Source organism: Ferrovibrio sp., from assembly GCF_964218355.1.
Lineage (GTDB): Bacteria > Pseudomonadota > Alphaproteobacteria > Ferrovibrionales > Ferrovibrionaceae > Ferrovibrio.
Genome location: NZ_CAXPMC010000001.1, coordinates 23030 through 29909, shown reverse-complemented (window position 1 = coordinate 29909; position 6880 = coordinate 23030). Strand labels below are relative to the sequence as shown.

7 protein-coding genes are annotated in these 6880 nt (G+C 68.2%); 6 read left to right on the top strand and 1 reads right to left on the bottom strand.

From position 1 onward, the window contains the following. The coding region (gene abc-f, locus ACEQZY_RS00160; RefSeq protein ID WP_370151468.1) for a ribosomal protection-like ABC-F family protein at window positions 1-1563 on the top strand (1563 nt) is incomplete at its 5' end. A 104-nt stretch (window positions 1564-1667) separates the two neighbouring features. After that, entirely contained in the window at window positions 1668-3725 is a 2058-nt protein-coding gene (locus ACEQZY_RS00155; RefSeq protein WP_370151466.1) for a YgiQ family radical SAM protein, read from the top strand. A gap of 6 nt (window positions 3726-3731) precedes the next feature. On the opposite strand, the gene ACEQZY_RS00150 is transcribed toward ACEQZY_RS00155, so the two are convergent. Further along, on the bottom strand, window positions 3732-4202 hold the full coding sequence (locus ACEQZY_RS00150) for a VOC family protein (protein WP_341703461.1): 471 nt from the start codon (window positions 4200-4202) through the stop codon (window positions 3732-3734). Between the two features lie 88 nt (window positions 4203-4290). Here ACEQZY_RS00150 and ACEQZY_RS00145 point away from each other — a divergent pair, with 88 nt between their 5' ends. Genes ACEQZY_RS00145 through ACEQZY_RS00130 form a run of 4 tightly spaced genes read left to right on the top strand, consistent with a single transcriptional unit; the run spans window position 4291 to window position 6830 of the window. Next, window positions 4291-4620 carry a metalloregulator ArsR/SmtB family transcription factor gene (locus ACEQZY_RS00145; protein WP_341703462.1) on the top strand — a complete coding sequence of 110 codons (330 nt, stop codon included), beginning with the start codon at window positions 4291-4293 and terminating at the stop codon, window positions 4618-4620. Then, window positions 4617-5105, top strand: a complete 489-nt coding sequence (locus tag ACEQZY_RS00140; protein ID WP_341703463.1) for an SRPBCC domain-containing protein — start codon at window positions 4617-4619, stop codon at window positions 5103-5105. The genes ACEQZY_RS00145 and ACEQZY_RS00140 overlap by 4 nt, the downstream gene beginning before the upstream one ends. Before the next feature lie 27 nt (window positions 5106-5132). After that, a complete protein-coding gene (locus ACEQZY_RS00135) occupies window positions 5133-5552 on the top strand; it encodes a GFA family protein (protein WP_341703464.1) in 420 nt (139 codons plus the stop codon). Between the two features lie 60 nt (window positions 5553-5612). Further along, entirely contained in the window at window positions 5613-6830 is a 1218-nt protein-coding gene (locus tag ACEQZY_RS00130; RefSeq protein WP_370151461.1) for an MFS transporter, read from the top strand. Window positions 6831-6880: the final 50 nt, after the last annotated feature.

The window sequence follows — 6880 nt, the reverse complement described above, 5'->3', positions numbered from 1 at the left end:
GGCCTTGTCGGGCGCAATGGCTGTGGCAAGTCCACACTGCTGCGCGCGATTGCCGGCGAGGTCACGCCCGCGCGCGGCACGCTGTCCGTACACGCCCGGCTGGGCCGCCTCGCCCAGATTGCCGATGAGTCGCTGACCCTCAGCGAAACCCTCGGCGTGGCGGAAGACCTAGCCCGGCTCGCGCGTCTGGCGGCAGGCGATGGCACACTGGAAGACGCTGAGCTGGCCGACTGGTCGCTGGAAGCCCGGCTGGCTGAGACCCTTGCCTCTACCGGCCTACGCGACATGCCGCTTGATACCCCCATGTCACAGCTCAGCGGCGGCGAACGCACACGCGTGATGATCGCCCGCCTGCTTCTGGAACAGCCAGACATCCTGCTGCTGGACGAGCCAACCAACAATCTCGATACGGACGGGCGGCGCGCCATCGCCGACCTGCTCGCCCAGTGGCGCGGCGGCGCACTCATCGCCAGTCATGACCGGGACCTGCTGGAGCAGGTCGACCGGATCGTGGAACTGACCCCCATCGGCGTCACGATCTTCGGTGGCGGCTGGAGCGCCTTTCGCGAAGCGCGCGACGCGGCCCGCGCCCAGGCCGAAGCCGACCTCACCCGCTCTGCCAGCGCCCTCAAGCGTGCCGAGACAGACGCCCAGCGCGCCCGCGAGAAACAGGACCGGCGGGAAAAGCTGGGCCGGGCAACCCGCGCGCGCGGATCCCAGCCAAAGCTCGTGCTGAATGCCCGCGCCGAACGCGCCGAACACACATCTGCCCGCGGCGACCACCTCGCTGGCCGCCTGATTGGCGACGCCGCAGACAGTTTCGAGGCCGCCCGCGCAAAGGTCGAGATCACCGCGCCCATCTCGATGGATGTGCCACACGTCGACCTGCCCCATTCGAAAGACATTCTCCGCATAAAGGACGCCGTCGCCGCCTTCGGGGATCGCCACTTGTTCGGCCCGCTCTCGTTTGAGCTGCGCGGCCCGCAACGCGTCGCCATCTCCGGCCCCAATGGCTCCGGCAAGTCCACGCTGATGCGAATGATCCTCGGCGAAATCCCCCCCGTGTCCGGCACGGTCGAGACGCTGACGCCGCGCATCGCCCGGCTGGACCAGCATGTCAGCCTTCTGCCGCGGGAAGGCTCCATCCTCGACGCGCTCCACACCGTGCAGCCGCATCTCAGCCGCAACGCGGTCCATGCCGCCCTCGCCCGCTTTGCCTTCCGCAACGAGGCGGCGCGCCAATCCGTGAGCACGCTCAGCGGCGGCGAACGCCTGCGCGCGGGCCTCGCCGCCATCTTCGCCGCGCCCGAGCCGCCCGAACTCCTCCTGCTGGACGAGCCGACCAACCATCTCGACATGGCCACCAAGGAAATGCTGGTCACGGCGCTGGCGGATTTCGAGGGCACCATGCTGTTCGTCTCGCATGACCGCCATTTCCTCGCGGCCCTGTCGAACCGCGTGCTGGAGCTGACGCCCGACGGCGTGCACCAGTTCACCGGCGGCTACACGGAATATGTGGCCCGCACCGGCCAGGAAGCCCCCGGCCTGCATCCGGGCGAGTAACCGGGCGCGAAACGGCCAGCCGGTCACGTTAATTCTTGAATTTGCGGCCATGGAGGCCTATGCGTGGCGCCATGGAGACCCAGGCCAGCCCCCGGAATGCCCTGATGCCGCCCGCCGCCTTGCGGCAGGGGGCCGGCCGCAAAGCGGCGCCGCTCCTGCCGATGAGCCGCGCCGAGATGGACGCGCTCGGCTGGGATGTCTGCGACATCGTGCTGGTCACCGGCGATGCCTATGTCGATCATCCGAGCTTCGGGATGGCGATCATCGGCCGGCTGCTGGAGGCGCAGGGTTTCCGGGTCGGCATCATCGCCCAGCCCGACTGGCAGTCCGCCGAACCGTTCAAGGCGCTGGGCCGGCCGCGGCTGTTCTTCGGCGTCACCGGCGGCAACATGGATTCGATGGTCAACCGCTACACGGCGGACCGCCGGCTGCGCCATGACGATGCCTACACGCCGGGCGGCGAGGGCGGCGCGCGGCCCGACCGCTGCACCATCGTTTATGCCCAGCGCTGCCGCGAGGCATTCAAGGACGTGCCGATCATCCTCGGCGGCATCGAGGCATCCCTGCGCCGCATCGCGCATTTCGACTACTGGTCCGAGAAGGTGCGCCGCTCGATCCTCGCTGATGCCAAGGCCGACCTGCTGCTCTACGGCAATGCCGAGCGGGCCGTCGTCGAGGTGGCGCGGCGGCTGGCGGCCGGCGAGGCGCCGGCCGATCTGCATGCCGTTCGCGGCGTCGCCCTGTTCCGCCGCGTGCCGGAGCACTACACCGAACTACATGCCGACGATCTCGACAGCGCCGATGAGGGCGCCGCGCGGCGTCCCGGCGATGTCGTTATCCGCCTGCCGGCTTACGAGCAGGTCGAGCAGGACAAGGAGGCCTATGCCCGTGCCTCCCGCGTGCTGCACCGGGAGAGCAATCCCGGCAATGCGCGGCCGCTGGTGCAGCGCCATGGCGATCGCGACCTGTGGCTGAACCCGCCGCCGGTGCCGCTGACCACCGAAGAGATGGATTCGGTTTACGACCTGCCCTATGCGCGGGCGCCGCATCCATCCTATGGCGATGCGAAAATCCCGGCCTGGGACATGATCAAGTTCTCGGTGACCATCATGCGCGGCTGCTTCGGCGGCTGTACCTTCTGTTCTATCACCGAGCATGAGGGCCGCATCATCCAGAACCGCTCGGAAATCTCGATCCTGCGCGAGATCGAGCAGATCCGCGACCGCACGCCGGGCTTCACCGGCGTGATCTCGGATATCGGCGGGCCGACCGCCAACATGTACCGCATGGCCTGCAAGGATCCGAAGATCGAGGCGGCCTGCCGGCGGCTGTCCTGCGTGTTTCCCGATATCTGCCCGAACCTGAACACCTCGCATGACGACCTGATCCGGCTCTACCGCAAGGTCCGCGAGACGAAGGGCATCAAGAAGGTGATGGTGGCGTCGGGCGTGCGCTACGACCTCGCGGTGCAGAGCCCGGAATATGTGCAGGAGCTGGTCACCCACCATGTCGGCGGCTATCTGAAGATCGCGCCGGAGCATACCGAGCGCGGCCCGCTCGACAGGATGATGAAGCCGGGCATCGGCGCCTACGACCGCTTCAAGGAGATGTTCGACGCGGCCGCGAAGCGCGCCGGCAAGAAATACTACCTGATCCCGTATTTCATCGCCGCGCATCCGGGCACCACCGACGAGGACATGATGAACCTCGCCCTGTGGCTGAAGAAGAACCGCTACCGCGCCGATCAGGTGCAGACCTTCCTGCCGTCGCCGATGGCCACCGCCACCGCCATGTACCATACCGGCGTCAATCCGCTGCGCGGCGTGCGGCATGGCGGCAGCGAGCAGGTCGCGGTGGTGCGGGGCCTGACGCAGCGCCGCCTGCACAAGGCTTTCCTGCGCTATCACGACCCGGAAAACTGGCCGGTGCTGCGCGCGGCCCTGAAGAAGATGGGCCGCGCCGACCTGATCGGCTCGCTGCCGCACCAGCTGGTGCCGGCCGGCCAGCCGCCGGGCACGGGGAAGGGCGGCCAGCCCGGCCGCCGGCCGGGTCATCAGCCGGGTCATCAGCCGGGACAGAAACCGGGACCGCGACCCGGACGCCGCAGCGGCGGCCGGCAACGCTTCACCAGCAAGGGCGTGCCCTTTCCCGACGACAAGTGAGCGGTGTTATCCCTTCGCCGCGGCTTCCAGTGCGGCGATGTCGATCTTCACCATCTGCAGCATCGCCGCGGCGACGCGCTTCGCCCTGGCGCGGTCCGGACCCCGCGTCAGTTCGCCCAGCCGTTTCGGCGTGATCTGCCAGGCCAGGCCCCAGCGGTCGCGCAGCCAGCCGCATTGCTCGATCTGGCCGCCCTCGCCGAGGGCCGCCCACAGGCGGTCGATCTCGGCCTGGGTTTCGCATTCCACCGTGATCGAGATGCTGTGGTTGAACGCCTCGGGCCGCCCGCATTCGAATGCCATGTAGCGCTGGTCGCCCAGCGTGAAGCCGGCAATCTTCACGCCGCCGGCCGGCCCGGCCGGCGAGTCGGCCGCCAGCGTGGATTCCCAGTCGAGCGACGATCCGGGGATCAGCGACACATACAGGCGCAGCGCGGCGTCCATGTCGGTGTCGAACCAGAGACATTGGGTGATCTGCATCGGGAATCCTTTCTGTGCAGGGATCGGTCGGCAGCAGCTTAAAAGATTAGTATTGACTAATCAATAAGTGGGAACTAATGTATTGGCCATGATGCAGACCGAAACTGTCACCCATGTCATGCGCGCCCTGGCCGATCCGACCCGGCGGGCGGTGTTCGAGCGTGTGGCGCGCGCCGGCGAGATCACGGTGGCCGATCTCACCAGGGGCAGCGGGGTGACACAGGGTGCCATCTCTCAGCATCTGAAATCGCTGAAACAGGCGGGCCTGGTGGCCGAACGGCCGGAGGGGCGGCGGGTTTTCTACCGCGCCCAGCCGGAAGGGCTGATGCCGCTGGCCGACTGGATGCAGCATTACGCCGAATTCTGGAGCGGGCGGCTCGACCGGCTGCGCGCCCTGCTGGAGGAGATCGAACCGTGACCGACATCGCCGTGAAACCCCAGAGGACGCAAACGCAGGCCACGCAGACACAGGCCATCGTGATCGAGGCGATGTTCCGCCATCCGCCGCAGACGCTGTGGCGTGCCCTGACCACCGGCACCCTGATCGCCCGCTGGATGATGGAGCCGGCCGGCTTCGCGGCGGTGGTCGGCAACCGTTTCACCTTCCGCACCACGCCGGCCGGCGCCTGGGACGGCGTGATCCATTGCGAGGTGCTGGACGTCGTTCCGAACGAACGCCTTTCCTATGCATGGCGGGGCGGCGATGACGGCAATGCCGGCTATGGCTCGAAACTCGACACGGTGGTCACCTTCACCCTGCAGCCGGCCGGCAGCGGCACGCGGCTGCGGCTGGAACATGCCGGCTTCGAGCTGCCGAAGAACGACACGGCCTACCAGAACATGGGCAAGGGCTGGAAGAAGGTCGTCGAGAATATCGGCACCGTCGTCGATGAACCGCGCTGACGCGAAAGACCGGAAAGGATGCACGCAATGACCATGCCCTATACCGGCGGCTGCGCCTGTGGCGCCATCCGTTACGAGATCGCCGCCGAGCCGGTGTTTTCCAACCATTGCCAGTGCCGCGACTGCCAGCAGACCAGCGGCGCCGGTCATGGTTCCTACATGACCTTTCCCAGCCGCAGGGATGTGACGCTGACCGGCAGGGCCGCCCACTGGGACAGGGTGGCCGACAGCGGCAACGTGAAGACGCACGGTTTCTGTCCCGGCTGCGGTTCGCCGGTATATCTCAGCTTTGCCGCGATGCCCGACCTGTTCACCATCCATGTCGCCAGCCTGGACGATCCGGCGCGTTTCCAGCCGCAGGTGGTGACCTACACCCTGCGTGGCCATGCCTGGGATTCCCTCGACCCCGCACTGGCCAGGTTCGACAGGATGCCGCCGGCACCGTGACGCCAGGCGGCGGGCTGCCATCACAGACTGTAACGGACGGACGCCGGATGGAGGCGAGCGATGAATGACCTGCAGTATCGCTGGGCGATCGTGGCGGCGGGCGGCCTGCTCAGCTGCGTTGCCATCGGATCGATGTTCGCACTGCCGGTTTTCCTGCGGCCGATCTCCGAAGCCACCGGCTGGACGATTGCCGGCGTGTCCACCGCGATGACCATCGGTTTCCTGGCCATGGCGCTGGGCAGCATGGCCTGGGGCAGCCTGTCGGACCGGTTCGGCCCGCGCGCCGTGGTGCTGGCCGGCGCGGTGCTGCTGGCGGCCGGCCTCGCCCTGGCCAGCCGGATGACCTCGCTGCTGGCTTTCCAGGTCGTCTTCGGCATTGTGGTCGGCGGCGGCACGGCGGCGATCTTCGCGCCGATGATGGCCTGCGTGACCGGCTGGTTCGACACCCATCGCAGCCTTGCGGTCTCGCTGGTTTCGGCCGGCATGGGCATGGCACCGATGACCATGTCGCCGCTGGCGGCCTGGCTCGTCTCGGTCTATGACTGGCGCAGCGCGATGCTGCTGATTGCCGGCCTCGCGCTGGTGCTGATGCTGCCGGTTGCGCTGCTGGTGCGGCGGGCGCCGGCACTGGCGGCCGGACCGGCGGCGCCGGCCGCAGCCGCGGGTGCCGCGCCGGCGGCGCTGACGGTGGGGCAGGTGCTGCGCTCGCCGCCTTTCATCATCCTGCTGCTGACCAACTTCTTCTGCTGCGCCACCCATGCCGGCCCGATCTTCCACACGGTCAGCTATGCCGTCACCTGCGGCATTCCGCTGCTGGCGGCGGTGTCGATCTACAGCGTCGAGGGTTTTGCCGGCCTTGGCGGCCGCATCGCCTTCGGTCTGCTGGGGGACCGTTTCGGCGCGCGGCAGATTCTCGTCCTTGGCCTTCTGGTCCAGGCCTTTGCCGCGCCGGCCTTCCTGCTGGCCCGCGACCTCGGCAGCTTCTACGCCGTCGCGGCCGTGTTCGGCTTCATCTATGCCGGCACCATGCCGCTCTATGCCGCCATCGCGCGGGAGAATTTTCCGCTGCACATGATGGGCACGGTGATCGGCGGCATCGCCATGGCCGGCAGCCTCGGCATGTCGACCGGCCCGCTGGTTGGCGGACTGATCTACGACATGACCGACAGCTACCGCTGGCTCTATCTCGGCGCCTGGGGCACCGGCATGGGCGCGGTGCTGATCGCGCTCGCCTTCCGGCCGGCGGCGAAAACCCGGCCGGCCCCGGCCATGGCCTGACCGGCCTGCATTTTGCCCGCCGCCCTGCTATAAGCCCTGCCGGGGCCGGC

What these genes read in the sequence shown, in the direction of transcription:
- ACEQZY_RS00150 (WP_341703461.1), bottom strand. Translation starts at nt 4,202, where the DNA reads ATGCAGATCACCCAATGTCTCTGGTTCGACACCGACATGGACGCCGCG.
- ACEQZY_RS00130 (WP_370151461.1), top strand. Translation starts at nt 5,613, where the DNA reads ATGAATGACCTGCAGTATCGCTGGGCGATCGTGGCGGCGGGCGGCCTG.
- ACEQZY_RS00135 (WP_341703464.1), top strand. Translation starts at nt 5,133, where the DNA reads ATGACCATGCCCTATACCGGCGGCTGCGCCTGTGGCGCCATCCGTTAC.
- ACEQZY_RS00155 (WP_370151466.1), top strand. Translation starts at nt 1,668, where the DNA reads ATGCCGCCCGCCGCCTTGCGGCAGGGGGCCGGCCGCAAAGCGGCGCCG.
- ACEQZY_RS00145 (WP_341703462.1), top strand. Translation starts at nt 4,291, where the DNA reads ATGATGCAGACCGAAACTGTCACCCATGTCATGCGCGCCCTGGCCGAT.